Origin of the sequence: Streptomyces sp. NPDC005492 (assembly GCF_040605995.1) — a bacterium.
In the GTDB taxonomy this organism is placed as follows: Bacteria; Actinomycetota; Actinomycetes; order Streptomycetales; family Streptomycetaceae; genus Streptomyces.
Genome location: NZ_JBEXDX010000030.1, coordinates 63668 through 87738, shown reverse-complemented (window position 1 = coordinate 87738; position 24071 = coordinate 63668). Strand labels below are relative to the sequence as shown.

The 24071-nt window shown below is 69.0% G+C and carries 25 protein-coding genes; 21 read left to right on the top strand and 4 right to left on the bottom strand.

Going from position 1 to position 24071, the window contains the following annotated elements; genetic code table 11:
• Positions 1-40 precede the first annotated feature (40 nt).
• The 15 genes from prmC (at position 41) to ABZT04_RS31700 (ending at position 13962) form a co-directional block, all read left to right on the top strand.
• The gene (gene prmC, locus ABZT04_RS31770; RefSeq protein ID WP_356060413.1) at positions 41-886 is read left to right on the top strand and encodes a peptide chain release factor N(5)-glutamine methyltransferase; all 846 of its coding nucleotides are present in this window, start codon (positions 41-43) and stop codon (positions 884-886) included.
• Positions 887-941: 55 nt separating this feature from the next.
• Positions 942-1589 (top strand): L-threonylcarbamoyladenylate synthase, encoded by a 648-nt coding sequence (locus ABZT04_RS31765; protein ID WP_355912039.1) that lies wholly within the window; start codon positions 942-944, stop codon positions 1587-1589.
• The gene (locus ABZT04_RS31760; RefSeq protein WP_356060412.1) at positions 1586-2263 is read left to right on the top strand and encodes a protein-tyrosine-phosphatase; all 678 of its coding nucleotides are present in this window, start codon (positions 1586-1588) and stop codon (positions 2261-2263) included. The genes ABZT04_RS31765 and ABZT04_RS31760 overlap by 4 nt, the downstream gene beginning before the upstream one ends.
• Before the next feature lie 390 nt (positions 2264-2653).
• On the top strand, positions 2654-3892 hold the full coding sequence (gene glyA, locus ABZT04_RS31755; protein ID WP_356060436.1) for a serine hydroxymethyltransferase: 1239 nt from the start codon (positions 2654-2656) through the stop codon (positions 3890-3892).
• A 129-nt stretch (positions 3893-4021) separates the two neighbouring features.
• Positions 4022-5341 (top strand): MraY family glycosyltransferase, encoded by a 1320-nt coding sequence (locus ABZT04_RS31750; protein WP_356060411.1) that lies wholly within the window; start codon positions 4022-4024, stop codon positions 5339-5341.
• A 294-nt stretch (positions 5342-5635) separates the two neighbouring features.
• Entirely contained in the window at positions 5636-6049 is a 414-nt protein-coding gene (locus ABZT04_RS31745; RefSeq protein ID WP_356060410.1) for a hypothetical protein, read from the top strand.
• A 210-nt stretch (positions 6050-6259) separates the two neighbouring features.
• Positions 6260-7096 carry a F0F1 ATP synthase subunit A gene (gene atpB / locus ABZT04_RS31740; protein ID WP_356060435.1) on the top strand — a complete coding sequence of 279 codons (837 nt, stop codon included), beginning with the start codon at positions 6260-6262 and terminating at the stop codon, positions 7094-7096.
• Positions 7097-7171: 75 nt separating this feature from the next.
• On the top strand, positions 7172-7408 hold the full coding sequence (locus ABZT04_RS31735) for a F0F1 ATP synthase subunit C (RefSeq protein ID WP_067273352.1): 237 nt from the start codon (positions 7172-7174) through the stop codon (positions 7406-7408).
• A gap of 43 nt (positions 7409-7451) precedes the next feature.
• A complete protein-coding gene (locus tag ABZT04_RS31730; protein ID WP_356060409.1) occupies positions 7452-7994 on the top strand; it encodes a F0F1 ATP synthase subunit B in 543 nt (180 codons plus the stop codon).
• Positions 7991-8806 carry a F0F1 ATP synthase subunit delta gene (locus ABZT04_RS31725; RefSeq protein ID WP_356060408.1) on the top strand — a complete coding sequence of 272 codons (816 nt, stop codon included), beginning with the start codon at positions 7991-7993 and terminating at the stop codon, positions 8804-8806. The genes ABZT04_RS31730 and ABZT04_RS31725 overlap by 4 nt, the downstream gene beginning before the upstream one ends.
• A gap of 129 nt (positions 8807-8935) precedes the next feature.
• Positions 8936-10525 carry a F0F1 ATP synthase subunit alpha gene (atpA, locus tag ABZT04_RS31720; RefSeq protein WP_356060407.1) on the top strand — a complete coding sequence of 530 codons (1590 nt, stop codon included), beginning with the start codon at positions 8936-8938 and terminating at the stop codon, positions 10523-10525.
• 21 nt (positions 10526-10546) lie between these two features.
• The gene (locus ABZT04_RS31715) at positions 10547-11461 is read left to right on the top strand and encodes a F0F1 ATP synthase subunit gamma (protein WP_356060406.1); all 915 of its coding nucleotides are present in this window, start codon (positions 10547-10549) and stop codon (positions 11459-11461) included.
• A gap of 2 nt (positions 11462-11463) precedes the next feature.
• The gene (gene atpD / locus ABZT04_RS31710) at positions 11464-12900 is read left to right on the top strand and encodes a F0F1 ATP synthase subunit beta (RefSeq protein ID WP_356060405.1); all 1437 of its coding nucleotides are present in this window, start codon (positions 11464-11466) and stop codon (positions 12898-12900) included.
• Positions 12901-13011: 111 nt separating this feature from the next.
• Positions 13012-13386 (top strand): F0F1 ATP synthase subunit epsilon, encoded by a 375-nt coding sequence (locus ABZT04_RS31705; RefSeq protein WP_356060404.1) that lies wholly within the window; start codon positions 13012-13014, stop codon positions 13384-13386.
• 129 nt (positions 13387-13515) lie between these two features.
• Positions 13516-13962 carry a DUF2550 domain-containing protein gene (locus ABZT04_RS31700; RefSeq protein WP_355912074.1) on the top strand — a complete coding sequence of 149 codons (447 nt, stop codon included), beginning with the start codon at positions 13516-13518 and terminating at the stop codon, positions 13960-13962.
• A gap of 70 nt (positions 13963-14032) precedes the next feature.
• On the opposite strand, the gene ABZT04_RS31695 is transcribed toward ABZT04_RS31700, so the two are convergent.
• On the bottom strand, positions 14033-15859 hold the full coding sequence (locus tag ABZT04_RS31695; protein ID WP_356060403.1) for a glycoside hydrolase family 18 chitinase: 1827 nt from the start codon (positions 15857-15859) through the stop codon (positions 14033-14035).
• Positions 15860-16032: 173 nt separating this feature from the next.
• Between ABZT04_RS31695 and ABZT04_RS31690 the strand changes: the two genes are divergently transcribed.
• Together ABZT04_RS31690 and ABZT04_RS31685 are read left to right on the top strand one after the other, a co-directional pair.
• A complete protein-coding gene (locus tag ABZT04_RS31690; RefSeq protein ID WP_356060402.1) occupies positions 16033-16314 on the top strand; it encodes a type II toxin-antitoxin system Phd/YefM family antitoxin in 282 nt (93 codons plus the stop codon).
• Entirely contained in the window at positions 16311-16580 is a 270-nt protein-coding gene (locus tag ABZT04_RS31685) for a type II toxin-antitoxin system RelE/ParE family toxin (RefSeq protein WP_356060401.1), read from the top strand. Before ABZT04_RS31690 ends, ABZT04_RS31685 begins: the two co-directional genes overlap by 4 nt.
• A 24-nt stretch (positions 16581-16604) precedes the next feature.
• On the opposite strand, the gene ABZT04_RS31680 is transcribed toward ABZT04_RS31685, so the two are convergent.
• Entirely contained in the window at positions 16605-17177 is a 573-nt protein-coding gene (locus ABZT04_RS31680) for a cob(I)yrinic acid a,c-diamide adenosyltransferase (protein ID WP_356060400.1), read from the bottom strand.
• Between the two features lie 205 nt (positions 17178-17382).
• Between ABZT04_RS31680 and ABZT04_RS31675 the strand changes: the two genes are divergently transcribed.
• The 3 genes from ABZT04_RS31675 (at position 17383) to ABZT04_RS31665 (ending at position 21433) form a co-directional block, all read left to right on the top strand.
• Positions 17383-18231, top strand: coding sequence for a 3-hydroxyacyl-CoA dehydrogenase family protein (locus ABZT04_RS31675; protein WP_356060399.1), 849 nt, complete (start codon positions 17383-17385; stop codon positions 18229-18231).
• 146 nt (positions 18232-18377) lie between these two features.
• Positions 18378-18701 (top strand): STAS domain-containing protein, encoded by a 324-nt coding sequence (locus tag ABZT04_RS31670; RefSeq protein ID WP_043683078.1) that lies wholly within the window; start codon positions 18378-18380, stop codon positions 18699-18701.
• Between the two features lie 221 nt (positions 18702-18922).
• Positions 18923-21433, top strand: a complete 2511-nt coding sequence (locus ABZT04_RS31665) for an ATP-binding protein (protein ID WP_356060398.1) — start codon at positions 18923-18925, stop codon at positions 21431-21433.
• An 86-nt stretch (positions 21434-21519) separates the two neighbouring features.
• Here ABZT04_RS31665 and nucS read toward each other — a convergent pair whose 3' ends face one another.
• The gene (gene nucS / locus ABZT04_RS31660) at positions 21520-22203 is read right to left on the bottom strand and encodes an endonuclease NucS (RefSeq protein ID WP_356060397.1); all 684 of its coding nucleotides are present in this window, start codon (positions 22201-22203) and stop codon (positions 21520-21522) included.
• A 253-nt stretch (positions 22204-22456) separates the two neighbouring features.
• On the opposite strand from nucS, the gene ABZT04_RS31655 reads away from it, so the two are divergent.
• The gene (locus ABZT04_RS31655; RefSeq protein ID WP_200679793.1) at positions 22457-22849 is read left to right on the top strand and encodes an SCO5389 family protein; all 393 of its coding nucleotides are present in this window, start codon (positions 22457-22459) and stop codon (positions 22847-22849) included.
• 79 nt (positions 22850-22928) lie between these two features.
• Here the strand turns inward: ABZT04_RS31655 and ABZT04_RS31650 are convergent, their stop codons facing one another.
• Entirely contained in the window at positions 22929-23957 is a 1029-nt protein-coding gene (locus ABZT04_RS31650; RefSeq protein ID WP_356060396.1) for an LLM class flavin-dependent oxidoreductase, read from the bottom strand.
• Between the last annotated feature and the right edge of the window lie 114 nt (positions 23958-24071).

The following is a 24071-nucleotide window of genomic DNA, read 5'->3' as shown; positions in this document are numbered from 1 at the left end:
AGGCCACATACGTACGACCCAGTACGACACGGAGGAATGCGTGAACCTGCTGCTCGCAGAGGTGGCACAGGCCACCCAGCGGCTGGCCGACGCCGGCGTGCCCTCGCCGCGCAACGACGCGGAGGAGCTCGCCGCGTTCGTGCACGGCGTGAAGCGGGGCGAGCTGCACTCCGTGAAGGACGCGGACTTCGACGCCCGCTACTGGGAGGCCATCGCGCGGCGCGAGCAGCGTGAGCCGCTCCAGCACATCACCGGCCGCGCCTTCTTCCGCTACCTGGAACTCCAGGTCGGGCCGGGAGTCTTCGTGCCGCGCCCCGAGACCGAGTCGGTGGTCGGCTGGGCCATAGACGCGGTGCGCGCGATGGACGTCGTAGAACCGCTGATCGTCGACCTCTGCACCGGATCCGGCGCCATCGCGCTCGCCCTCGCCCAGGAGGTCCCGCGCTCCCGGGTGCACGCCGTGGAGCTGTCCGAGGACGCCCTCCGGTGGACCCGCAAGAACATGGACGGCTCCCGGGTCGACCTGCGGCAGGGCAACGCGCTGGACGCCTTCCCCGACCTCGACGGCCATGTCGACCTGGTCATCTCCAACCCGCCGTACATCCCGCTCACCGAGTGGGAGTACGTCGCTCCCGAGGCCCGGGACTACGACCCCGAACTCGCCCTGTTCTCGGGGGAGGACGGCCTCGACCTGATCCGCGGCATCGAGCGCACCGCACACCGGCTGCTGCGCCCCGGCGGCGTCGTCGTCATCGAGCACGCCGACACCCAGGGCGGCCAGGTGCCGTGGATCTTCACCGAGGAGCGTGGCTGGGCCGACGCGGCCGACCACCCCGATCTCAACAAGCGCCCGCGCTTCGCGACCGCCCGCAGGGCGACGCCGTGACCGGCGCCCCGACTTCCGAACCGCAGCAGTACGTGTACGAGGAGGCCCGCTAGACATGGCACGGCGATACGACACCAATGACGCGACCGACCGCACGACGGGTCTGCGCGAGGCCGCGTCCGCCGTCCGCCGGGGCGAACTCGTGGTCCTGCCGACCGACACGGTCTACGGCATCGGCGCCGACGCGTTCTCCTCGGAGGCCGTCTCCGATCTCCTCGACGCCAAGGGCCGGGGCCGCAACATGCCCACGCCCGTCCTCATCGGCTCCCCGAACACCCTGCACGGCCTCGTCACGGACTTCTCCGAGCTGGCCTGGGAGTTGGTCGACGCGTTCTGGCCGGGCGCCCTCACGCTGGTCGCCAAGCACCAGCCGTCCCTGCAGTGGGACCTGGGGGACACCCGGGGCACGGTCGCCGTGCGCATGCCACTGCACCCGGTCGCCATCGAACTGCTCACCGAGGTCGGCCCGATGGCCGTCTCCTCCGCCAACCTCACGGGCCACCCGTCGCCCGAGGACTGCGACGCGGCCCAGGAGATGCTCGGCGACTCGGTCTCCGTCTACCTCGACGGCGGTCCGACGCCCGGCAACGTGCCGTCGTCGATCGTCGACGTCACCCGCGAGGTCCCGCTGCTGCTGCGCGCGGGAGCCATCTCGGCCGAGGAGCTGCGGAAGGTCGTACCCGACCTCGAGGTGGCGAATTGACAGCCCCTGACGCGGGGCGTGGCATAGGCAACGGGGAAGTGACGGGGAACCTGTTCGAACGGGGCCTCCCCATGGACAGCTTCCGCATCCTCCACGTCAGCACCGGCAACGTGTGCCGCTCGCCGATCACCGAGCGGCTGACCCGTCATGCCCTGGCGGACCGGCTCGGCGACCCGCTGTGGGGCGGGCTGATCGTGGAGAGCGCCGGCACCTGGGGCCATGAGGGCGCGCCCATGGAGGCCAACGCGGAGACCGTCCTGACCGACTTCGGCGCGGACCCCTCCGGGTTCACCGGCCGGGAGCTGCTCGACGACCACGTGATCCGCGCCGACCTGGTGCTGACCGCCACCCGCGACCACCGCCAACAGGTCATCTCCATGGGCCACTCGGCGGGCCTGCGCACCTTCACCCTCAAGGAGTTCACCCGCCTGGTGAAGGCGATCGACCCGGCGACCCTGCCTCCCTTGGAGGACGGCATGGTGGCCCGCGCCCGCGCCCTGGTCCGCGCGGCCGCCGCCCTCCGAGGCTGGCTCCTGGCCCCCACCGCGGAGGCGGACGAGGTCTTCGACCCCTACGGGGCGCCGCTGCCGTTCTTCCGCTCGATCGGGGACGAGATACACGCGGCGATCGATCCGGTGGTGACGGCGTTGACGGGCGTTGCGGCGCGGACCTGATCCGGGCGGGGCGCGAGTCGGTGGCTCGATGCCCGGAAGGTGTTTTGGGGATGGTGTCCGGCACGGGGCCCCGCTGCCGTTCTTTCGTACCGTCTGCGACTAGGTACGTGCGGCGATCGATCCGGTGGTTGACGGGTGTTGCGGCGCGGACCTGCTCGACGCCCGGAGGGCCCGCCGGGGCCGAGCGTGCGAGAGATGCGTCGAGGATCGGATCCCGTACGGGGCGCCCCCGCCGTCCTTCCGCACCATCGTCGACAAGGCGAACCGGCGATCGACCCGGTCGTCACCGCCCTCACCGGCGTACCCGCGAAGACGTGGCGACGGCCGCGCGTCCCACCGGCCCCGGGCCTACATTGGACGTACGTCACCGTCGACGCTCCGGAGTCCACCATGTCGGTCACCCCTGTCCTTGAGGCCGATGTCCTGCGTCGGCAGGACCCCGAGCTGGCCGAGATCCTGCTCGGGGAGCTGGCTCGGCAGTCGACGACGCTCCAGTTGGTCGCCGCCGAGAACTTCACCTCGGCCGCCGTGTTGGCCGCGCTCGGCTCAGCGCTCGCCAACAAGTACGCGGAGGGGTATCCCGGCGCCCGGCACCACGGCGGCTGCGAGATCGTCGATGTCGCCGAGCGCGTCGCCGTGGCGCGGGCGAAGGCGCTGTTCGGTGCCGAGCACGCCAATGTGCAGGCGCACTCCGGGTCTTCGGCCGTCCTCGCCGCGTACGCCGCGCTGCTGCGGCCCGGCGACACCGTCCTCGCGCTGGGGTTGCCGTACGGCGGGCATCTCACGCACGGGTCGCCCGCCAACTTCTCCGGCCGCTGGTTCGACTTCGTCGGCTACGGGGTGGACGCGGAGAGCGGACTCATCGACCACGACCAGGTGCGCGCGCTGGCCCGTACGCACCGGCCCAAGGCGATCGTGTGCGGGTCCATCGCCTATCCCCGGCACATCGACTACGCGTACTTCCGCGAGGTCGCCGACGAGGTCGGCGCCTATCTCATCGCCGATGCCGCCCATCCCATCGGCCTCGTCGCCGGGGGAGCGGCGCCGAACCCGGTGCCGTACGCCGATGTCGTCTGCGCCACCACGCACAAGGTGCTGCGCGGGCCGCGCGGCGGGATGATCCTGTGCGGGAACGAGCTCGCCGAGCGGGTGGACCGGGCGGTGTTCCCGTTCACCCAGGGCGGCGCCCAGATGCACACCATCGCCGCGAAGGCGGTCGCGTTCGGCGAGGCGGCGACACCGGCCTTCACGGCGTACGCCCATCAGGTGGTTGCCAACGCCCGGGTGCTCGCGGACGTACTCGCCGCCGAGGGGCTCGTCGTCACCACCGGCGGCACCGACACCCACCTGATCACCGCCGACCCGGCCCCCCTCGGCGTCGACGGCCGCACCGCACGCGGCCGGCTCGCCGCGGCCGGCATGGTCCTCGACTGCTGCGCGCTGCCGCACGCGCACGCCCGCGGGCTGCGGCTCGGTACGGCCGCGATCACCACACAGGGCATGGGGGAGCGGGAGATGGCACGGATCGGCGAGCTGATCGCCGGGGTGCTGCGGGACGAGGTGCAGAGCAAGAACGCGCGTGACGAAGCGAGGGAGCTGGCGGAAAGATTTCCGCCCTACCGCGCCTGAACGGGGGTAGCCGTAACCAGGTGCACAGCCACCCGTGCAACCATCGTCGCTACCCGGAAGTCCCCAACCATATGCGTCCCTCGCTAGGGTGTGGGGCTGTGATGGCCAGCGAGACCTGTGGGGAAGCCTGTGCGTGAATACCTGCTGACGCTCTGCGTGACGGCCGCGGTGACGTATCTGCTGACCGGGCCGGTGCGGAAGTTCGCGATCGTGGCCGGGGCGATGCCGGAGATCCGGGCCCGTGACGTGCACCGGGAACCCACTCCGCGGCTCGGCGGTATCGCCATGTTCTTCGGTCTGTGCGCCGGCCTGCTGGTCGCCGACCATCTGACCAACCTCAGCGAGGTCTTCCAGAACTCGAACGAACCGCGTGCCCTGCTCTCCGGCGCGGCCCTGATCTGGCTGATCGGTGTCCTGGACGACAAGTTCGAGATCGACGCCCTGATCAAGCTGGGCGGCCAGATGATCGCCGCCGGCGTCATGGTCATGCAGGGTCTGACGATCCTGTGGCTGCCCATCCCGGGCGTCGGCAACGTGGCGCTGACCCAGTGGCAGGGCACCCTGCTCACGGTCGCCCTGGTCGTCATCACCATCAACGCGGTCAACTTCGTGGACGGCCTCGACGGCCTGGCCTCCGGCATGGTGTGCATCGCGGCCGCGGCGTTCTTCCTGTACGCCTACCGGATCTGGTACTCGTACGGCATCGAGGCCGCCGCCCCGGCCACGCTCTTCTCGGCGATCCTGATGGGCATGTGCCTCGGCTTCCTGCCGCACAACATGCACCCCGCGCGGATCTTCATGGGTGACTCCGGCTCGATGCTGATCGGCCTGGTGCTGGCCGCCGGCGCGATCTCCATCACAGGGCAGGTCGACCCCGACGCGCTGCAGTTGTTCCTGAAGTCGGAGAAGGCGGCCGTGCACTCGACGGTGCCCGTCTACATCCCGCTGCTGCTGCCGCTGACGATCATCGCGGTGCCGGCCGCCGACCTGGTGCTGGCGATCGTGCGGCGCACCTGGCGCGGACAGTCGCCGTTCGCCGCGGACCGCGGCCATCTGCACCACCGGCTCCTGGAGATCGGCCACTCGCACAGCCGGGCGGTGCTGATCATGTACTTCTGGTCGGCGCTGATCGCGTTCGGCGCACTGTCCTACTCGGTCAACTCGGCCTCGATGTGGATCGTCCTCGGCATCGTCTTCCTGAGCGCGATCGGCCTGGTGCTGCTCCTGCTGCCGCGCTTCACCCCGCGTGCCCCGCGCTGGGCCGAGTTCCTGGTGCCGCCGCGTTATCGCCGTGGCAGGGCGGCTGTTGAGCCCGTGGCCGTGCTGGCGGAGGAGGACCGCGACCCGCGCCCTCCGGTGATCGCCGGAGTGTCAGGAGTCAACGGAGCGACCGCTGTCAGCCACCATTCGCGCTTCCTGGACGGACACAAGGCGGAGTCCTCCCGCTGACGCCAAGGTAAGAATCTGACTAAAGCGTTGCCATCTCGTGGGGGTGCAAAGCATCCCCATACCAGACAAGTTGGCCGCTATTCTGCACAGACGCGCGGCATCACTCTCATGTGTGACAGCAAGCACACCTTCTAGGTAAAGACCGCATCAAATAGTTTGTGATACGGTTCACGAGAACCCGGGACAGAGCCGAAGGACCCAAGTGCGACGGTCCATTGGCGTGAGGTTCTCTCTCATCCCGGGACTACGCTCGTCCATGACGACACGCCCCCCTTAGCAAGCGGAGTTGCCGCCATGCCGTCCAATGACGCCCGGATTCTCCTTCAGGCCGCTGTGCCCACGGCTGCCGTCGGCGCGATTGCCGCCGTCGTCAGTGGTGTGGTCGCCGGCGGCAAAGGAGCTATTGGGGCGGCCGTTGCGACGCTGATCGTGATCCTCTTCATGGGAATCGGGCTCTACGTTCTGCAGCGCACCGCCAAATCGCTTCCGCACCTGTTCCAGTCGATGGGGCTCATGCTTTTCGCGGCGCAGATTCTTCTGCTGTTCATCTTCCTGGCCGCGTTCAAGCACACCACGCTGTTCAACCCCAAGGCCTTCGCGTTCACACTGCTCGCCGGGACCATCGTCTGGGTCGTCGCGCAGACCCGTGCCCACATGAAGGCCAAGATCCTCTACGTCGAGCCCGAGAAGTCGGGGCATTCGTCGTGAGCGGTAGGGCCGGGATAAGAGCACGTAAGCGACCCTGCTATCGTCCGGTGCCAACTGCGGCATCGCGGGCGCGGGCATCTGAGCTGACGCCTGCTCAATCGCGAGGCTCGATGCCCCACTGCCGCCCCCACATCCGTAACACCAGTCCAGTGCCGAACCGCGGCCGTGCGCCGCGCCGACACAACGAGGTTGCCGTACCTATGCGCCACGCTGAAGGAGCCCGCGGTGAGTGCTGACCCGACGCAGGTGCTCGCCTTCGAGACCGACTGCCACATCTTCGACGGCTGTGGCTTCCCGGCTCCCGGCCTGCACTCGTTCCTGTTCAAGCCCCTTCTGGGGGACGGCGACAGCAACGTGTACTTCAACAAGACGATGCTGCTGGCGCTGCTCGGCTCGGTCATCGTTGTCGGCATCTTCTGGGCCGCCTTCCGTAAGCCGAAGGTCGTCCCGGGCAAGCTGCAGATGGTCGCCGAGTCCGGCTACGACTTCATCCGCCGCGGTGTCGTCTACGAGACCATCGGAAAGAAGGAGGGCGAGAAGTACGTACCGCTGGTCGTCTCGCTGTTCTTCTTCATCTGGATGATGAACATCTGGTCGATCGTTCCGGTCGCCCAGTTCCCGGTGACGGCGATCATCTCGTACCCGGCGGTCCTCGCCGGGATCGTCTACATCATCTGGGTCTCGCTGACCTTCAAGCGGCACGGATTCGTCGGCGCGTTCAAGAACTTCACCGGCTACGACAAGTCGCTCGGCCCGGTTCTCCCGCTGGCGATGTTCATCGAGTTCCTGTCGAACCTGATCGTCCGGCCGTTCACGCACGCGGTGCGACTCTTCGCGAACATGTTCGCGGGTCACACCCTGCTGCTGCTCTTCACGATCGCCAGTTGGTACCTGCTCAACGGCATCGGGATCGCCTACGCGGGTGTCTCGTTCATCATGGTGCTCGTCATGACGGCCTTCGAGCTGTTCATCCAGGCCCTGCAGGCGTATGTCTTCGTGCTGCTGACCTGCACCTTCATCCAGGGCGCGCTCGCCGAGAACCACTGAGCACCGTCCTCCAGAACCCCCTTTGGTGTCCGGCGGCCAACCCCCGCCGGTCCGTACAGATAAGGAAGAATCAGCATGGCTGCCACTGAGACCCTCGCCGCCGTCTCCGGTTCGCTCGGCTCCATCGGCTACGGCCTCGCCGCCATCGGTCCCGGCGTCGGCGTCGGCATCATCTTCGGTAACGGCACCCAGGCTCTGGCCCGTCAGCCCGAAGCTGCCGGCCTGATCCGTGCCAACCAGATCCTCGGCTTCGCCTTCTGTGAGGCGCTCGCCCTCATCGGCCTGGTCATGCCGTTCGTCTACGGCGTCTGATCGACCGCGATCAGTAACAGCCCACCGGACGAAAGGCACTGACATGAGCCAACTGCTCATTCTGGCGGCCGAGAAGGAGAATCCTCTCGTCCCGCCGATCCCCGAGCTTGTCATCGGCCTGATCGCCTTCGTCATCGTCTTCGGCTTCCTCGCCAAGAAGCTCCTCCCGAACATCAACAAGGTTCTGGACGAGCGCCGCGAGGCCATCGAGGGCGGTATCGAGAAGGCCGAGGCCGCCCAGACCGAGGCACAGAGCGTCCTTGAGCAGTACAAGGCACAGCTCGCCGAAGCCCGGCACGAGGCCGCGCGTCTGCGCCAGGAGGCGCAGGAGCAGGGCGCCACGCTCATCGCCGAGATGCGCGCGGAAGGCCAGCGGCAGCGTGAGGAAATCATCGCCGCCGGTCACACGCAGATCGAGGCCGACCGCAAGTCCGCCTCGCAGGCGCTGCGCCAGGACGTGGGCAAGCTCGCCACCGACCTGGCCGGCAAGCTCGTCGGCGAGTCCCTCGAGGACCACGCCCGGCAGAGCCGCGTCATCGACCGCTTCCTCGATGAGCTTGAAGAGAAGGCCGAGGCGGCGCGATGAACGGAGCGAGCCGCGAGGCCCTGGCAGCCGCACGTGAGCGTCTCGACGCGCTGACGGACTCCACGTCCGTGAACGCGACGCAGCTCGCCGACGAACTGGCCGCCGTCACCGCGCTGCTCGGCCGTGAGGTGTCGTTGCGTCGGGTCCTCACCGACCCGGCGCAGGACGGCGAGGCCAAGGCCGCGCTGGCCGAGCGCCTGCTCGGCGGCCAGGTCGGCGGCGCCGCCCTCGACCTGGTGTCCGGCATGGTGCGCTCCCGCTGGTCGCAGTCCCGCGACCTGGTGGACGCGCTGGAGGAGCTGGCGGCCACCGCCGACCTCACCGCGGCCCAGCAGTCGGGCCAGCTCGACGACGTCGAGGACGAGCTGTTCCGGTTCGGCCGGATCGTCTCCTCGAACACCGGGCTGCGCGCCGCGCTGACCGACCGCGCCGCGAGCACCACGGCCAAGGGCGAGCTGCTTCGCAGCCTGCTCGGTGGCCGGGCCAAGCCGGCCACCGAGCGACTGGTGACCCGCCTGGTGACCGCGCCGCGAGGACGTAGCCTGGAAGCGGGGCTCGACGCCCTCTCCAAGCTCGCCGCCGAGCGCCGCAGTCGCCTGGTGGCCGTCGTCACCACGGCGGTCCCGCTGAGCGACCCGCAGAAGCAGCGCCTGGGCGCCGCCCTCGCGAAGCTCTACGGCCGCCAGATGCACCTCAACATCGACGTGGACCCCGAGGTCCTCGGCGGGATCCGGGTGCAGGTCGGCGACGAGGTCATCAACGGCTCCATCGCGGACCGCCTCGATGACGCCACCCGCCGTATGGCGAGCTAGCACCACCACAACAAAGACGTAGTAAGGCGGCCCGAGTTGGGCCGTGCAGAGGATTCACCTCGTTCAGGGGGGAGTCCCCCATCCCCCCAAGTGAAACTTCGGGCCCAACAAGGAGAGCAGGGAACCCAGATGGCGGAGCTCACGATCCGGCCGGAGGAGATCCGGGACGCGCTGGAGAACTTCGTCCAGTCGTACAAGCCGGACGCGGCCTCGCGCGAGGAGGTCGGCACGGTCACTCTTGCCGGCGACGGCATCGCGAAGGTCGAGGGCCTGCCCTCGGCCATGGCCAACGAACTGCTGAAGTTCGAGGACGGCACCCTCGGTCTCGCGCTCAACCTCGAAGAGCGCGAGATCGGTACCGTCATCCTCGGTGAGTTCAGCGGCGTCGAGGAGGGCCAGCCGGTCACCCGCACCGGAGAGGTCCTGTCCGTCGCCGTCGGCGAGGGCTATCTCGGCCGTGTCGTCGACCCGCTCGGCAACCCGATCGACGGCCTCGGCGAGATCGAGACCACCGGTCGCCGCGCGCTGGAGCTGCAGGCCCCGGGCGTCATGGCCCGTAAGTCGGTGCACGAGCCGATGGAGACCGGCTACAAGGCCGTCGACGCGATGACCCCGATCGGCCGTGGCCAGCGTCAGCTGATCATCGGCGACCGCCAGACCGGCAAGACCGCCCTGGCCGTCGACACGATCATCAACCAGCGCGACAACTGGCGCTCGGGCGACGTGAACAAGCAGGTCCGCTGCATCTACGTCGCCATCGGTCAGAAGGGCTCCACCATCGCCTCCGTGCGTGGTGCGCTCGAAGAGGCCGGCGCCCTGGAGTACACGACCATCGTCGCCGCCCCGGCGTCCGACCCGGCCGGCTTCAAGTACCTCGCGCCGTACACCGGTTCGGCCATCGGCCAGCACTGGATGTACGACGGCAAGCACGTCCTCATCATCTTCGACGACCTCTCCAAGCAGGCCGACGCCTACCGCGCCGTGTCCCTGCTGCTGCGCCGTCCGCCGGGCCGCGAGGCCTACCCGGGTGACGTCTTCTACCTGCACTCCCGTCTGCTGGAGCGCTGCGCGAAGCTCTCCGACGACATGGGCAAGGGCTCGATGACCGGCCTCCCGATCGTCGAGACCAAGGCCAACGACGTGTCGGCGTTCATCCCGACCAACGTCATCTCCATCACCGACGGCCAGTGCTTCCTGGAGTCGGACCTCTTCAACGCCGGTCAGCGCCCCGCGCTGAACGTCGGTATCTCCGTCTCCCGAGTCGGTGGTTCCGCGCAGCACAAGGCGATGAAGCAGGTCTCCGGCCGACTGCGCCTCGACCTCGCCCAGTACCGCGAGCTGGAGGCGTTCGCCGCCTTCGGTTCCGACCTGGACGCCGCGTCGAAGGCCCAGCTGGAGCGCGGTCAGCGACTGGTCGAGCTGCTCAAGCAGCCGCAGTACCAGCCGATGCCCACCGAGGACCAGGTCGTCTCCGTGTGGTCCGCGACCACCGGCAAGATGGACGACGTACCGGTCGAGGACATCCGCCGCTTCGAGAAGGAGCTGCTCGAGTACCTGCACCGCAAGGAGCAGGGCCTCATGACCTCCATCAAGGAGGGCGGCAAGATGTCGGACGACACCCTCACCGCCGCCGCGGACGCGATCGCCGACTTCAAGAAGCAGTTCGAGACCTCGGACGGCAAGCTTCTCGGCGAGGACACTCCGGCCACGGCCAAGTGACGTAAGGAAGGGACCTGACTCATGGGAGCCCAGCTCCGGGTCTACAAGCGTCGCATCCGATCCGTCACCGCGACCAAGAAGATCACCAAGGCGATGGAGATGATCGCCGCCTCGCGCGTCGTCAAGGCGCACCGCAAGGTGCAGGCCTCGACGCCGTACGCGAAGGAACTGACGCGTGCGGTCACGGCGGTCGGTACGGGTTCGAACACCAAGCACCCGCTGACCACCGAGGCCGAGACGCCGACCCGTTCCGCTGTGCTGCTCCTCACGAGCGACCGCGGTCTGGCCGGCGCCTTCAACGCCAACGCCATCAAGGCCGCGGAGCAGTTGACCGCGCGCCTTGAGGCCGAGGGCAAGGAGGTCGACACGTACATCGTCGGCCGCCGCGGTGTCGCCCACTACAACTTCCGTGAGCGCAAGATCGCGGACCAGTGGACCGGCTTCACCGACGAGCCCACGTACGCGGACGCGAAGAAGGTCGCGGCTCCGCTGATCGAGGCCATCGAGAAGGACACGGCGGAAGGCGGCGTGGACGAACTCCACATCGTCTACACCGAGTTCATCTCGATGATGACGCAGACGGCGATCGACAGCCGGCTGCTTCCCCTCAGCCTCGAAGAGGTCGCGGAGGAGGCCGTCCCCCAGGGCGAGATCCTTCCGCTGTACGACTTCGAGCCGTCGGCGGAGGACGTCCTGGACGCCCTGCTGCCGCGGTACGTCGAGAGCCGTATCTACAACGCGCTGCTCCAGTCGGCTGCCTCCAAGCACGCCGCCACCCGCCGCGCGATGAAGTCGGCGACCGACAACGCGGGAGACCTGATCACCACGCTCTCCCGTCTTGCCAACGCGGCCCGCCAGGCCGAAATCACCCAGGAAATCAGCGAGATCGTCGGTGGCTCCGCAGCCCTGGCCGACGCGTCCGCGGGGAGTGAATAGTAATGACGACGACAGTTGAGACGGCCGTTGCCACGGGCCGCGTCGCCCGGGTCATCGGCCCGGTCGTCGACGTGGAGTTCCCCGTCGACGCGATGCCGGAGATCTACAACGCTCTGCACGTCGAGGTGGCCGACCCGGCCCAGGACGGTGCGAAGAAGACGCTGACCCTGGAAGTCGCCCAGCACCTGGGTGAGGGTCTGGTCCGCACCATCTCGATGCAGCCCACCGACGGTCTGGTCCGCCAGGCCCCGGTCACCAACACCGGTGACGGCATCACCGTCCCGGTCGGCGACTTCACCAAGGGCAAGGTGTTCAACACCCTCGGTGAGGTGCTGAACGTCGACGAGCAGTACACGGGCGAGCGCTGGTCCATCCACCGCAAGGCCCCGCGCTTCGACGAGCTCGAGTCGAAGACCGAGATGTTCGAGACCGGCGTCAAGGTCATCGACCTGCTGACCCCGTACGTCAAGGGCGGCAAGATCGGCCTGTTCGGCGGTGCCGGCGTCGGCAAGACGGTGCTCATCCAGGAGATGATCTACCGCGTCGCCAACAACCACGACGGTGTCTCCGTGTTCGCCGGTGTCGGCGAGCGCACCCGTGAGGGCAACGACCTCATCGAGGAGATGGCCGACTCGGGCGTCATCGACAAGACCGCGCTTGTCTTCGGCCAGATGGACGAGCCCCCGGGCACCCGTCTGCGCGTGGCCCTCGCCGGTCTGACCATGGCGGAGTACTTCCGCGATGTGCAGAAGCAGGACGTGCTGTTCTTCATCGACAACATCTTCCGCTTCACGCAGGCCGGTTCCGAGGTCTCGACCCTGCTCGGCCGTATGCCCTCCGCGGTGGGCTACCAGCCGAACCTGGCCGACGAGATGGGTCTCCTCCAGGAGCGCATCACCTCGACCCGCGGTCACTCGATCACCTCGATGCAGGCGATCTACGTCCCCGCGGACGACCTGACCGACCCGGCCCCGGCCACCACCTTCGCCCACCTCGACGCGACGACGGTTCTCTCCCGTCCGATCTCCGAGAAGGGCATCTACCCGGCCGTGGACCCGCTGGACTCCACGTCCCGCATCCTGGACCCGCGCTACATCTCGGCGGAGCACTACAACACCGCGATGCGCGTCAAGACGGTTCTGCAGAAGTACAAGGACCTCCAGGACATCATCGCGATCCTCGGTATCGACGAGCTGGGCGAGGAGGACAAGCTCACCGTCCACCGTGCCCGTCGCGTGGAGCGCTTCCTGTCCCAGAACACCCACGTCGCCAAGCAGTTCACCGGCGTCGACGGGTCGGACGTCCCGCTGGACGAGTCGATCGTGGCCTTCAACTCGATCATCGACGGCGAGTACGACCACTTCCCGGAGCAGGCGTTCTTCCTCTGCGGCGGTATCGAGGACCTGAAGGCGAACGCCAAGGAGCTGGGCGTCTCCTGACCCCGTGCTTCACCTTGAGGGGGTGGGGCGTGTCCCACCCCCTCTTTCACGCCTACTAGAATTGAACCCACACCCGGCACGATCGCCGGGTGGTGACCCGAGGAGCCCACCTTGGCTGCTGAGCTGCATGTCGAGCTCGTCGCCGCGGACCGCCAGATCTGGTCCGGCGAGGCCACCCTGGTCGTCGCGCGCACCACGTCCGGCGACATCGGCGTCATGCCCGGTCACCAGCCGCTGCTCGGTGTGCTGGAGTCGGGCCCGGTGACCATTCGTACGAGCGATGGGGGAACGGTCGTCGCCGCGGTGCACGGCGGTTTCATCTCGTTCGCGGACAACAAGCTGTCGCTGCTCGCCGAGATCGCCGAGCTGTCGGACGAGATCGACGTCCAGCGCGTGGAGCGTGAGCTGGAGCAGGCGAAGGCTGAGGGCGATGCCTCCGCCGAGCGCCGCGCGGACGTCCGACTGCGTGCGGTGGAGACGCGCTGAACCCAGCGTTGACGCGATGACGTGACTCAGCCGCGGCTGGGACCGGAGGAATCCGGCCCCAGCCGCGGCTGAGGCGAATGTGGGTGTTTTTTCCGTTCCGTTACCTAGGAGACGAGGAGGTCGGTGTCGATGGTCCTCGCTCTGACTGTGTGCGGAATCGCTGTCGCCCTTGTGGTGGTGGGTCTGTTCGTCTTCGGCCTGCGCCGCCGACTCATCCAGCGCTCCGGCGGCACCTTCGACTGTTCGCTGCGCTGGGACGTCCCGGAGAAACCCGACACCAACGGCAAGGGCTGGAGCTACGGCGTCGCCCGCTACAACGGCGACCGCATCGAGTGGTACCGCGTCTTCTCCTACGCCTACCGCCCGCGCCGCACCCTGGAACGCTCGGCGATCGAGGTGGCCGGCCGCCGTCTCCCCGAGGGCGAGGAGGAGCTGGCGCTGCTCTCCGACGCCATCATCCTGACCTGTCTGCACCGGGGCACGCGTCTCGAACTCGCGATGAGCGAAGACGCGTTGACCGGTTTCCTCGCGTGGCTTGAGGCAGCCCCGCCCGGACAGCGAGTGAATGTGGCGTAGCCACATTCACTCGCTGGGTGGGGTTCCCCCCGGACGAAGTCTGGGGGAGCGTCAATGTGGCTTAACGGGCCTACTGCAGCCCGCTGCTGACGGCGCTGATCAGCTCGCCGTTGCTGGTGTCACCGCTGAACTCCCAGACGAACGCGCCGCCGAGACCCTGGGACTTGGCCCAGCTCATCTTTCCGGCGATCGTGCTCGGGGTGTCGTAGGACCACCAGTTGCTGCCGCAGTGGGCGTAGGCGGTGCCCGCGATGGTGCCGGTGACCGGGCAGGACGTCTTGAGGACCTTGTAGTCCTCGATGCCCGGCTCGTAGGTGCCGGTCGCCGCGCCCGTGGCGGTGCCGCCGGGGGCGTCCTGGGTGACGCCGGTCCAGCCTCTGCCGTAGAAGCCGATGCCGATCAGGAGCTTGCTCGCCGGGACTCCCTTCGACTTGAACTTGGCGATCGCGTCCGCCGTGGTGAAGCCGGGGGTCGGGATGCCGGTGTAGGTGGTGAGCGGGGAGTGCGGGGCGGTGGGGCCGGTCGCGTTGAAGGCGCCGAAGAAGTCGTACGACATCACGTTGTACCAGTCGACGTACTGGGCCGCGCCCGCGTAGTCCGCGGCGTCGATCTTGCCGCCGGAGGTGGCGTCGGCGGTGACGGCCGAGGTGACGAGGTTGCCGGTGCCGAACTTCGCGCGCAGGGCGGCCATCAGGTTCTTGTAGGCCGCGGCTCCGCTGGAGTCGCAGGAGAGCCCGCAGGCGTTCGGGTACTCCCAGTCGATGTCGATGCCGTCGAAGATGTCGGCCCAGCGCGGGTCCTCGACCAGGTTGTAGCAGGACTGCGCGAACGCGGTCGGGTTGGCCGCCGCCTGCCCGAAGCCGCCGGACCAGGTCCAGCCGCCGAAGGACCACAGGATTTTGAGGTTCGGGTACTTCGCCTTCAGCTCGCGCAGTTGGTTGAAGTTGCCCGCGACCGGCTGGTCCCAGGTGTCGGCGACGCCGCTGACCGACTGGTCGGCGGTGAACGTCTTCTGGTAGTCGGCGTAGGCATCGCCCATCGCGCACTGCCCGTTGGTGACGTTGCCGAAGGCGTAGTTGATGTGCGTGATCTTCGCGGCGGTGCCGGATGTCACCAGGTTCTTGACCTGGTAGTTGCGCGTGTAGGTGTCCCACTCGGGGAGGTACCCGAGCTTGATCGTGCCGGCGGTGGCCGGGGGAGTGGTCGTACCGCCCGTGGTGTGCACGGCGACCGCGCCGCTGACCGGGCCGGTCTGGTCAGCGGTGTCCCGGGCCTGCACGGTGTACGAGTAGTCGGTGCCGGCGGTGAGGCCGGTGTTGGTGTACGACGTCGTCGTCACCGTGGCGACCTTGGTGCCGTCGCGCAGCACGTCGTAGTTCTTGACGCCCTTGTCGTCGGTGGCCGCGCTCCAGGAGAGGTTCACCGAGGTGTCGGTGACGGCGGAGGCGGTGGGGGTGCCGGGTGCGGAGGGTGCCGCGTCACCGGGGACGGTGGTGCCGCCGTCACAACTGCCGCCGTTGAGAAGGCAGTTGGACGGGGAGCCGGATCCCGCCCCGTTGAAGCCGAAGGAGACCGAGGCGCCCGGGGCGATGGTGCCGTTGTAGGACTTGTTCTTCGCGGTCCAGTGGTTCCCGGAGTTGGAGACGTCCGCGTCCCAGGCCGAGGTGACGGACGTACCGGAGGGGAAGTCCCACTCGACCGTCCAGGAACTGATCGCACCGGTACCGGTGTTCTTGACGGTCCACTGACCGCCGAACCCGGTACCCCAGTCGCTGGACTTGGTGAAGGTGGCGGTGGCGGTCGAGGCGGCCTGAGCGGGAGCCGCCAGCCCGACAAGCCCGGCGAGCGGCAGCACGAGGGTCGCGAGACCCGCCGCGACTCTGTGTCTGAAGCGCATGTCGCGCCTCCTATGGGGGAGTTGGGGGGTGCGACTGAGCCTTCGCACCCACAGTCCCGCGAGAATAGGAAGGTCTGGACCACGGGTCAATAGGTCTGGACCACTTCCGGGCAGGCCGACTGAGGTCCCTTCGCACCCGGACGCGTGTACACGGAGGCGAGTGCACTGGCCGCATGGACGACTCCGCATCCGTATCCGTCCGCGAAGCGCGGGCCAACCTGGCGCGACTCCTCGACCACGCGGAAGAGGGGGAGCCGACCGTCATCACGCGCGGTGGCGCCGCGGTGGCGGCGATCGTGCCCATAGAGGAGTACAACGCGCTGGAGGAGGCGGCGGACGAGCTGCTCGCGCGCAAGGCCCTGCGGACTCTCGCCGAGGAAGGCGACGCACCGCGCGCCACCCTCGCGGACGTGCTCGCGGACATCTTCGGCACGTCCGCCGCGGACACGGCGTGAAGTACGCCTTCGAGTTCACGCCCGCGGCCCGGCGCCGGCTCAAGGCCATCGACCGGACGACGGCTCTGCTCATCCTCCACGCCCTCAGCCGGCTTGGTGACGACCCGTACCGCGAGGACGTGGACGTGAGGAAGCTGTCGGGCCACGACAGCCTGTACCGACTGCGCGTCGGCGTCTACCGGATCGCCTGCATGATCGACGACGGCAAGCTCGTCATCCTCGTCGTCGAGGCCGGGCATCGCCGAGAGATCTACCGCCGCCCCTGAACGGCGAGCCGCTCGGGCCGCCGTTCAGCGCTCACCCCCCGGCACCCACAACACGTCCCCCATCTCCTTGTTGGCCGTACGGGCCAGGATGAACAGCAGGTCCGAGAGGCGGTTGAGGTAGGTGGCCGTCAGCGGGTTCATCACCTCGCCGTGTGTCTCCATGGCCGCCCACGTCGACCGCTCCGCACGTCGTACCACCGTGCATGCCTGGTGGAGGAGGGCCGCGCCCGGGGTGCCGCCGGGGAGGATGAAGGAGCGGAGCTTCTCCAGGTGCTCGTTGAAGTGGTCGCAGTCGGCTTCGAGTTTGTCGATGTAGAACTGCTCGACGCGCAGGGGTGGGAACTTCGGGTTCTCGACCACTGGTGTGGAGAGGTCCGCGCCCACGTCGAAGAGGTCGTTCTGGACGCGGACGAGGACCTTGACGATGTCTTCGGCGAGGGCGCCCAGCGCGATCGCCGTGCCGATCGCCGCGTTCGCCTCGTTGGTGTCGGCGTACGCCGAGATGCGGAGATCGGTCTTGGCGACCCTGCTCATGTCGCCGAGGGCGGTGGTGCCCTGGTCGCCGGTCCTGGTGTAGATACGCGTCAGATTGACCATGGGACCAGCGTAGTCAGGGTCGGTCGTGGCTCAACTAGGCCGTACGGGCGGTCGAATGAGCCGTGCCGGTGTGATGTCCGTCAGATGAGACGTGACGCGCATTACTTACCGGTCACACAGCCGCCCACCTTCGCTAGTGTCCGCCGAAGAGCAATACGGATACGCACGGACACACGCTGTTGGCGTTTCAAAGGGGAGTCGCACAGTGGCACGGAAGCTTGCCGTCATCGGCGCCGGACTCATGGGTTCCGGTATCGCCCAGGTCTCCGCGCAGGCGGGCTGGGACGTCGTCCTGCGCGATGTCACCGACGAAGCCCTGAAGCGTGGCACCGACGGCATCAAGGCCTCGTACGACAAGTTCGTGAGCAAGGGGAAGCTGGAGGCGCACGACGCCGACGCGGCCCTCGGCAAGATCACCGCGACCACCGATCTGGACGCCGTCGCCGACGCCGACATCGTCGTCGAGGCCGTCTTCGAGAAGCTGGAAGTCAAGCACGAGATCTTCCGCGCGCTCGACAAGATCACGCGGGACGACGCCGTCCTCGCCTCCAACACCTCCGCCATCCCGATCACGAAGATCGCGGCCGTGACGGAGCGTCCGGAGCGCGTGGTCGGCACGCACTTCTTCTCGCCGGTCCCGATGATGCAGCTCTGTGAACTCGTCCGCGGCTACAAGACGAGCGACGAAACCCTCGCCACCGCGCGGGAGTTCGCCGAGTCGGTCGGCAAGACCTGCATCGTCGTCAACCGTGACGTGGCCGGCTTCGTGACGACCCGTCTCATCTCGGCGCTCGTCGTCGAGGCGGCGAAGCTGTACGAGTCGGGCGTCGCCAGCGCCGAGGACATCGACCTCGCCTGCAAGCTGGGCTTCGGCCACGCGATGGGCCCGCTGGCGACGGCGGACCTCACCGGCGTCGACATCCTGCTGCACGCCACCGGCAACATCTACACCGAGTCACAGGACGAGAAGTTCGCCCCGCCGGAGCTGATGCGCCGAATGGTGGACGCCGGTGACATCGGACGCAAGAGCGGGCAGGGCTTCTACAAGCACTGAAACCGCACAGCACCTCTGAGCCATCACACCCAGGGGTGAATTCGGTATCGGTTCGCTCACAGACGGCAACCTCTCGACACCTCACGCAGTCAGAGGGTGCATCACCTACATCACGGAGTACGCCACCGCACTCACGGGGAGCGCATATGTACATCAGGGGCGACCACGTCGAGCTGGTCGTCGGGGGCCGCCTCGACGTCCGCAGCGCGGCGGACGCCCGTACGGTCCTGCACTCGGCGGTCGACGACGGCGTCGGCGATCTGGTGCTGGACCTGTCCGAGCTCGACTCCTGGGACGCCACCGGCCTCGGCGTCATCATGGGAGCCCACCGACGGGCCGGCCGCTGCGGCCGCCGCCTGGTGCTGCGCGACGTACCGCCGCAGATGCAGCGCCTGCTCGTGGCCACCCGGCTGCACCGCATCCTGGCCATCGAGGGCGGGATCGGGGTCGAGTCGCTTCCCAGAGTGTGACGATTCCGCCGCGCACAATCCTCATGAGACTGTGACGTCTCGGACGGCGCGGTACCCCGGTCTGTCGTAGATACTGTGCGAAGGTTTAGGGTTCGGTCGCCCGCTGCCAGACAACCCTTCGAGCGGGCCCGGACCAGAAGCGACAGCGCGGTGTGCAGCAAGGCCGGGAGGGGCCTGGGCCGTTATGGCCCGCACACGACGCTTTTGGGGGGCTTGGACCTATGGACCCGATCGACCGGGGACCCGAGGAGTACGGCCATGACACCGGCGACACGTCGTCGCGTCAGCGTCCGCCCCGGGAACCCCTGACAACCGACTTCGGCCAGCACACACCCGCACTCGCCCGCACCGTGCAGGTGGTCACCGGCGACTTCCTGCTCACCGTCAACCCGGTCGACGGCAGCGAGATCGAGGCCTGCCCGCCCGGACAGCGGCCCGGCCGGCCCGCGAAGCGCTCCGCCGCCGAGCGCGCCGAGACCGCCCGCGCCGCCAAGCCGCCCGTACCGCCGGGCCTGAACCGGCCCACACCACCGCTCCTGGAACGCCAGGACGAGCGCGAGCGTCTGGTACGGCTGCTCGCCCGCGGCCGTTCCGTGCGCCTCACCGGCCCCGGGGGCTCGGGTCGCACCAGCCTGCTGGACCTCGTCGCCGAGGACTGCCTGGACCTCGCCCCCGACGGCGTGGTCCGCCTCACCGGCTTCCACCGCACGGCCACCGACCTCCTGCACGACCTCTTCCACGCCGTGTACGACGCCCCGCTGTACCGGCCGGACCGAGACGAGCTGCTCGCCCTGACCCGGGAGATCGGCGCGGTCGTCGTCCTCGACGACATCGAGTTCGGCGGTGCCGCCCTGGAGGAACTCCTCGACGCGACCCCCGAGTGCGCCTTCCTGATCGCCGCGACCCCGGAGGTCCCGGCACCGGCCGCCGACTCCGTCATCGAGGAGGTCTTCCTCGGCGGTCTGCAGCGGGCGGGCGCCGTGGAGGTCCTGGAACGCACGGTGGGCCGCATCCTCACCGAGGAGGAGGCGAACTGGGCGGGCGACCTCTACTTCGAGTCCGAGGGCCTGCCCCTGCGCTTCGTCCAGGCCGGCGCCCTGCTCCGGCAGCGCGACGAACTGCGCGTCGGCACCAGTGCCGTCGAGGAGTTCGGCGTCTTCCAGGACGCGCCCCCGGCCGACGTACCCTTCGACGCGCCCGTCGCCTCCGACCCGGCCGACGAGATACCGCTGCCGTCCCTCGGCGAGGCCGCCGCGCCCGCTCCACTGCTCGCCTCCCGGCTCAGCACCTCGGCCCGCGCCACCCTGCGCTTCGCGGTCGCGCTCGACGGCGAGGTGCCGCACCAGGCGCATCTGCCCGCGCTCGTCGGCGACACCCACGCGGACGCCGCCCTCGGTGAACTCGCGGGCTGCGGACTGGTCTCCCCGGTCGGCTCCCGCTACCGGCTCGCGGCCGGCGTCCAGACCCAGTTGGAGGCCGCCGGATACGACGACGAGGTCGACTCCGGTACCCTCGTCGCCGCCCTGCACTACTCCTGGTGGGCCGGGCACCCCTCGGTCACACCCGAGCGCGTCTGCGCCGAGGCGGACGCCCTGCTCGCCGCGCTCGTCGCCCTCCTGCCGGCGACGACCCCGCCGGGCGAGGGCGAGGAGAGCGCCACCGTCGAACTCGCCCGCACGGCAGCCCCCGCGTTCGCCGCCGGACTGCACTGGAGCGCCTGGGAGCGGGTGCTGCGGGCCGGCTCCGAGGCCGCCCAGCTCGCCGGCAATGTCGGCGAACAGGCCTATTTCCACCACGAGTTGGGCGTCCTCGCGCTGTGCGACGGCGACCTCGACCGGGCCCGGGCCGAGCTGGAGTCCTCCCTCGCGCTGCGCGAGGCCGCCGCCGACAAGCGCGGTACCGTCGCCGGCCGCCGCGCCCTCGCCCTGGTCGCCGACCGCTCCGGCATCCCCCTGGGCCTCGCTGCCGCGGCCGGCGACGAGGTGCCCGACGCGCGCTACGAGGAGTCCGCCTCACCGCCCGGCGGCACACCGGCGCCCTTCCCGCCGCTCCAGCCGCCCGGCGACACCTACACCCTCGTCTCCCACCAGCCCTCGACCCCGACGCCCCACAACAAGGCGCGGGGCGGTCTGCGCGGTTACGCCCGGCGCAACCTCGTCGCGGCCGGCGCGGGTGTCCTGCTCGCCGCCGTCCTCGGCACGGTCGTCACCCTGGGCGCCACGTCCAACAACAACGCCGACAACCCGTCCGACAAGGTCGGCGTCAACCCGTCCGCCAGCCAGGGCACCGGCGACGACAGCCTCGGCGCCGACAAGGCGAAGAAGGACGACGGCACCGACACCGGCACGGTCACCAGCAGCCCGACCGACCCGGGCCCGGACGGCACCTACGGCACGTCCGACGACCCGACGCCCACGGACGGCGGCGGGCAGCCCTCGGACAACCCGAGCGGGACGAGCGGTTCGGGGCACACGTCGCCGTCGCCGTCCAAGCCGACGACGAGCAAGCCGACGTCGCCGAAGCCGACCACGTCGGAGCCGACGACTCCGAGCAGCCCTCCGCCGACCACCACTCCGCCGACGGACACCACGTCACCGTCGCCCTCGGTCACGTCCAGCGCCCCGTCCACAGAAACCTCCGCGAGCGGCGCGGCCTCCTCCAGTGCCCCCGTGGAGACGACCGGTTCGGCCGCGCCCCAGAGCAGCAGCGCGGCCGCGGACACCGTGATCTGACACTCCGTACGACACGAAAGGGCCGGCTCCGATGATCGGAACCGGCCCTTTTCGTCGTAGTGAAGTCCGTGCGAAGTCCGTGTCGGTCAGAACAGGCGCAGCTTGTCGTCCTCGATGCCGCGCAGGGCGTCGTAGTCCAGGACCGTGCAGCCGATGCCGCGGTCGGTGGCGAGGACGCGGGCCTGGGGCTTGATCTCCTGGGCGGCGAAGATGCCGCGGACCGGGGCGAGATGCGGGTCGCGGTTCAACAGCTCCAGATAGCGCGTGAGTTGCTCCACGCCATCGATCTCACCGCGCCGCTTGATCTCGATCGCGACGGTCTGGCCGTCGGCGTCCCGGCACAGGATGTCGACCGGGCCGATGGCCGTCATGTACTCGCGGCGGATCAGCGTGTAGCCGTCGCCGAGGGTGTCGATGCGGTCGGCGAGCAGCTCCTGGAGGTGCGCTTCCACGCCGTCCTTGATCAGGCCGGGGTCCACGCCGAGTTCGTGGGAGGAGTCGTGCAGGATCTCCTCCATCGTGATGATGAGCTTCTCGCCCGCCTTGTTGATGACGGTCCAGAGGCCGACGGCGCCCTCGGGGAAGTCCCCGGACTCCTCCTTCAGCGTGCAGGGCGGCGACATCCAGTTCAGGGGCTTGTAGGCCCGGTCGTCCGCGTGGATCGAGACGCTGCCGTCCACCTTCACCAGGATGAGACGGGGGGCGGAGGGGAGGTGGGCGGTGAGCCGGCCCGCGTAGTCCACGGAACACCGGGCAATGACGAGACGCATGGTCGGCAACGCTACTCGACGGGCGTGGGTGCACGCGATTCGCCCTGGAAGACCCGTGACGCCCCTTGTTCATTCATGGCCGATTGTGGGCCTATTGGGATTCCCCTATGTACGCATTCTCCTGGTGCCGCCCCCCTCAGTTGCCTACCGTATAAACGGGAGGTCGCGAGGCGTGTACGCAGCGTGTTCGTAATCGCGGACTCCCTTATCTGTCCGGCAACCCCCGGGTGTTGGGGGTGCGAGAGGAGAACCCATGTCGCTCGACGTCTCACCGGCCCTACTCGAAAAGGCCGAGCGAGGCGAGGTCGACGAAGCGGAATTCGTCGACTGCGTCCGGACCTCCCTGCCTTACGCATGGGAGATGATCAGCTCCCTGGTGGCTCAGCTGAAGGTCGACGGCGGTGCGTTCGCCGACAACCAGACGCCGCCGCCGGACGAGCAGGCACGCGGTCAGTTGCTGCGTGCGCTCGCGAGTGACGCGATACGCGGCGCGCTGCAGCGGCACTTCGGTGTGCGGCTGGCCTTCCAGAACTGCCACCGGGTGGCGGTGTTCCCGTTGGACGGCTCGGTCGACGAGACGCTGACCCGCTTCACCTCGGTGCGCAGTCAACTGCTGAACCAGTCCCCGGAGTTCAGGGACTGCTGACGCGGCGGTGGCGCACTGCTTGCCGCTCCGTACGCGGGAGGTGCTTCTGTACTGGGGCGGCAAGCACCCCGCGGTTCGGTCAGCCGAGGTGGGGGAGCACCTCGGCGCCGAGCCGCCGTACGTTCTCCTCGGTCGCCGCGAGGTCTCCGGACCCCTCGACGAGCAGCGCGAAGCGGGAGATGCCGGTCCGCTCGGAGGTCGCCGCGAGCCGGTCGACGCACAGCCGCGGGGTGCCCACCGGGTGCAGCCCGCAAAGGAGTTCGGTGTACGCCAGCGGGTCGCGCATCCGGCGCTCGCGGTCGTCCACGGTGACATGGGCGTCCAGTCCCTGCTTCAGCCAGCCCGGCATCGCCTTCACGAGCGCCTCCACGGCGTCGGCACGCCGGTCCGCGATCTGGCAGACCCCGGCCGACACATGGGCCGCGCCGCGGATCTCCTCCTCCGGCCGCCCGGCCGCCCGCGCCAACTTCCGCCACACGGCGACCATCTCGGCCTTCTCCTCGTCCCCGACATGCATGCCGAGCAGCATCGGCAGACCCCGCTCGGCCGCCAGCCGCACACTCGCGGGCGAGGTGCAGGCGACGACGACCTCGGGGCCCGGCCCGTCCGACAGCGCCTCCGACGGCCTTGGTACGACGGGGACTTCACGGAACGCGAAGCGGTCCCCGGTGCCCGCGACCGAGGGCTCGCGCAGCCAGCGCATCAGCAGATCGAGCGATTCCGGGAACCCCTGTTCGTACGCGGCCAGGCCCGAACCGAACACCTCCAGGTCGACCCACGGCCCGCCGCGCCCCACGCCCAGCGAGAAGCGTCCGCCGCTCGTCACATGCAGCAGGGCGGCCTGCTCGCCGAGGGCGACCGGATGGACGGTCGGCAGCACGCTGACCGCGGTGCCGATCCGGATGCGCCGGGTGCGGCCCAGCAGCAGGGCGGCCAGGGTGACCGCGGAGGGGCAGGTGCCGTAGGGCACGAAGTGGTGTTCGGCCAGCCAGGCCGTGTCCAGGCCCGCTTCCTCCGCGACCTCCACCGAGCGGACCGCTCGGTGGAGCGCCTCCCCCTGGCCCTGCCCCGGGAACTGGGCCGCCAACACAAAACTTCCGACGCGCATCGCATTTCCTGCTTCCTTGGCTCCGGCTCGGAGCTCCCCCACCGGGCATAACCGTCCGACACGTGCCGAGGACACGGTCTGGCGGAGAGATTTGCGGATTGTCTTCAGAATGGG

Bases quoted from the DNA above. Each gene is read 5' to 3' on its own strand.
- ABZT04_RS31715 (WP_356060406.1), top strand. From the start codon at position 10,547: ATGGGAGCCCAGCTCCGGGTCTACAAGCGTCGCATCCGATCCGTCACC.
- ABZT04_RS31670 (WP_043683078.1), top strand. From the start codon at position 18,378: ATGTACATCAGGGGCGACCACGTCGAGCTGGTCGTCGGGGGCCGCCTC.
- ABZT04_RS31725 (WP_356060408.1), top strand. From the start codon at position 7,991: ATGAACGGAGCGAGCCGCGAGGCCCTGGCAGCCGCACGTGAGCGTCTC.
- ABZT04_RS31665 (WP_356060398.1), top strand. From the start codon at position 18,923: ATGGACCCGATCGACCGGGGACCCGAGGAGTACGGCCATGACACCGGC.
- ABZT04_RS31730 (WP_356060409.1), top strand. From the start codon at position 7,452: ATGAGCCAACTGCTCATTCTGGCGGCCGAGAAGGAGAATCCTCTCGTC.
- ABZT04_RS31695 (WP_356060403.1), bottom strand. From the start codon at position 15,859: ATGCGCTTCAGACACAGAGTCGCGGCGGGTCTCGCGACCCTCGTGCTG.
- nucS (WP_356060397.1), bottom strand. From the start codon at position 22,203: ATGCGTCTCGTCATTGCCCGGTGTTCCGTGGACTACGCGGGCCGGCTC.
- ABZT04_RS31745 (WP_356060410.1), top strand. From the start codon at position 5,636: ATGCCGTCCAATGACGCCCGGATTCTCCTTCAGGCCGCTGTGCCCACG.
- ABZT04_RS31765 (WP_355912039.1), top strand. From the start codon at position 942: ATGGCACGGCGATACGACACCAATGACGCGACCGACCGCACGACGGGT.
- ABZT04_RS31700 (WP_355912074.1), top strand. From the start codon at position 13,516: ATGGTCCTCGCTCTGACTGTGTGCGGAATCGCTGTCGCCCTTGTGGTG.
- ABZT04_RS31735 (WP_067273352.1), top strand. From the start codon at position 7,172: ATGGCTGCCACTGAGACCCTCGCCGCCGTCTCCGGTTCGCTCGGCTCC.
- ABZT04_RS31690 (WP_356060402.1), top strand. From the start codon at position 16,033: ATGGACGACTCCGCATCCGTATCCGTCCGCGAAGCGCGGGCCAACCTG.
- atpD (WP_356060405.1), top strand. From the start codon at position 11,464: ATGACGACGACAGTTGAGACGGCCGTTGCCACGGGCCGCGTCGCCCGG.
- ABZT04_RS31680 (WP_356060400.1), bottom strand. From the start codon at position 17,177: ATGGTCAATCTGACGCGTATCTACACCAGGACCGGCGACCAGGGCACC.
- glyA (WP_356060436.1), top strand. From the start codon at position 2,654: ATGTCGGTCACCCCTGTCCTTGAGGCCGATGTCCTGCGTCGGCAGGAC.
- ABZT04_RS31650 (WP_356060396.1), bottom strand. From the start codon at position 23,957: ATGCGCGTCGGAAGTTTTGTGTTGGCGGCCCAGTTCCCGGGGCAGGGC.
- ABZT04_RS31655 (WP_200679793.1), top strand. From the start codon at position 22,457: ATGTCGCTCGACGTCTCACCGGCCCTACTCGAAAAGGCCGAGCGAGGC.
- atpA (WP_356060407.1), top strand. From the start codon at position 8,936: ATGGCGGAGCTCACGATCCGGCCGGAGGAGATCCGGGACGCGCTGGAG.